The organism is Streptomyces sp. NPDC006516 (assembly GCF_040611875.1).
Taxonomy (GTDB): domain Bacteria; phylum Actinomycetota; class Actinomycetes; order Streptomycetales; family Streptomycetaceae; genus Streptomyces.
Window position 1 is genome coordinate 1 of the sequence record NZ_JBEXPD010000035.1, and the last position, 2496, is coordinate 2496.

Genomic DNA, 2496 nt, shown 5'->3' on the forward strand with positions numbered 1-2496 from the left:
GTCGTGACTGCGTGCCTTTTGAAGAATGAGCCTGCGAGTTTGCGGTGTGTTGCGAGGTTAACCCGTGTGGGGAAGCCGTAGCGAAAGCGAGTCCGAATAGGGCGATTTAGTAGCGCGCTCAAGACCCGAAGCGGAGTGATCTAGCCATGGGCAGGTTGAAGCGGAGGTAAGACTTCGTGGAGGACCGAACCCACCAGGGTTGAAAACCTGGGGGATGACCTGTGGTTAGGGGTGAAAGGCCAATCAAACTCCGTGATAGCTGGTTCTCCCCGAAATGCATTTAGGTGCAGCGTCGTGTGTTTCTTGCCGGAGGTAGAGCACTGGATAGGCGATGGGCCCTACCGGGTTACTGACCTTAGCCAAACTCCGAATGCCGGTAAGTGAGAGCACGGCAGTGAGACTGTGGGGGATAAGCTCCATGGTCGAGAGGGAAACAGCCCAGAGCATCGACTAAGGCCCCTAAGCGTACGCTAAGTGGGAAAGGATGTGGAGTCGCAGAGACAACCAGGAGGTTGGCTTAGAAGCAGCCACCCTTGAAAGAGTGCGTAATAGCTCACTGGTCAAGTGATTCCGCGCCGACAATGTAGCGGGGCTCAAGCGTACCGCCGAAGTCGTGTCATTCCAGCACATACCCCCAACGGGGGCTGGGATGGGTAGGGGAGCGTCGTGTGCCGGGTGAAGCAGCCGCGGAAGCGAGTTGTGGACGGTTCACGAGTGAGAATGCAGGCATGAGTAGCGATACACACGTGAGAAACGTGTGCGCCGATTGACTAAGGGTTCCTGGGTCAAGCTGATCTGCCCAGGGTAAGTCGGGACCTAAGGCGAGGCCGACAGGCGTAGTCGATGGACAACCGGTTGATATTCCGGTACCCGCTTTGAAACGCCCAATACTGAATCAGGCGATGCTAAGTCCGTGAAGCCGGCCCGATCTCTTCGGAGTTGAGGGTAGTGGTGGAGCCGACGAACCAGACTTGTATTAGGTAAGCGATGGGGTGACGCAGGAAGGTAGTCCAGCCCGGGCGGTGGTTGTCCCGGGGTAAGGGTGTAGGACGCACGGTAGGCAAATCCGTCGTGCATATAGTCTGAGACCTGATGCCGAGCCGATTGTGGTGAAGTGGATGATCCTATGCTGTCGAGAAAAGCCTCTAGCGAGTTTCATGGCGGCCCGTACCCTAAACCGACTCAGGTAGTCAGGTAGAGAATACCGAGGCGTTCGGGTGAACTATGGTTAAGGAACTCGGCAAAATGCCCCCGTAACTTCGGGAGAAGGGGGGCCATCACTGGTGATCCGATTTACTCGGTGAGCTGGGGGTGGCCGCAGAGACCAGCGAGAAGCGACTGTTTACTAAAAACACAGGTCCGTGCGAAGCCGTAAGGCGATGTATACGGACTGACGCCTGCCCGGTGCTGGAACGTTAAGGGGACCGGTTAGCTGACTTTCGGGTCGGCGAAGCTGAGAACTTAAGCGCCAGTAAACGGCGGTGGTAACTATAACCATCCTAAGGTAGCGAAATTCCTTGTCGGGTAAGTTCCGACCTGCACGAATGGCGTAACGACTTCTCGACTGTCTCAACCATAGGCCCGGTGAAATTGCACTACGAGTAAAGATGCTCGTTTCGCGCAGCAGGACGGAAAGACCCCGGGACCTTTACTATAGTTTGATATTGGTGTTCGGTTCGGCTTGTGTAGGATAGGTGGGAGACTTTGAAGCAGCCACGCCAGTGGTTGTGGAGTCGCCGTTGAAATACCACTCTGGTCGTGCTGGATGTCTAACCTGGGTCCGTGATCCGGATCAGGGACAGTGTCTGATGGGTAGTTTAACTGGGGCGGTTGCCTCCTAAAGAGTAACGGAGGCGCCCAAAGGTTCCCTCAGCCTGGTTGGCAATCAGGTGTTGAGTGTAAGTGCACAAGGGAGCTTGACTGTGAGACCGACGGGTCGAGCAGGGACGAAAGTCGGGACTAGTGATCCGGCAGTGGCTTGTGGAAGCGCTGTCGCTCAACGGATAAAAGGTACCCCGGGGATAACAGGCTGATCTTCCCCAAGAGTCCATATCGACGGGATGGTTTGGCACCTCGATGTCGGCTCGTCGCATCCTGGGGCTGGAGTCGGTCCCAAGGGTTGGGCTGTTCGCCCATTAAAGCGGTACGCGAGCTGGGTTTAGAACGTCGTGAGACAGTTCGGTCCCTATCCGCTGTGCGCGTAGGAATATTGAGAAGGGCTGTCCCTAGTACGAGAGGACCGGGACGGACGAACCTCTGGTGTGCCAGTTGTCCTGCCAAGGGCATGGCTGGTTGGCTACGTTCGGAAAGGATAACCGCTGAAAGCATCTAAGCGGGAAGCCTGCTTCGAGATGAGTATTCCCACCACCTTGAGTGGTTAAGGCTCCCAGTAGACGACTGGGTTGATAGGCCAGATGTGGAAGCCCGGTAACGGGTGGAGCTGACTGGTACTAATAGGCCGAGGGCTTGTCCTCAGTTGCTCGCGTCCACTGTGTT

1 rRNA gene is annotated in these 2496 nt (G+C 56.2%); it reads left to right on the forward strand.

The features are described from left to right. Positions 1-2474, forward strand: a 23S ribosomal RNA gene (locus ABZY45_RS35025); the annotation flags it as partial. Positions 2475-2496: the final 22 nt, after the last annotated feature.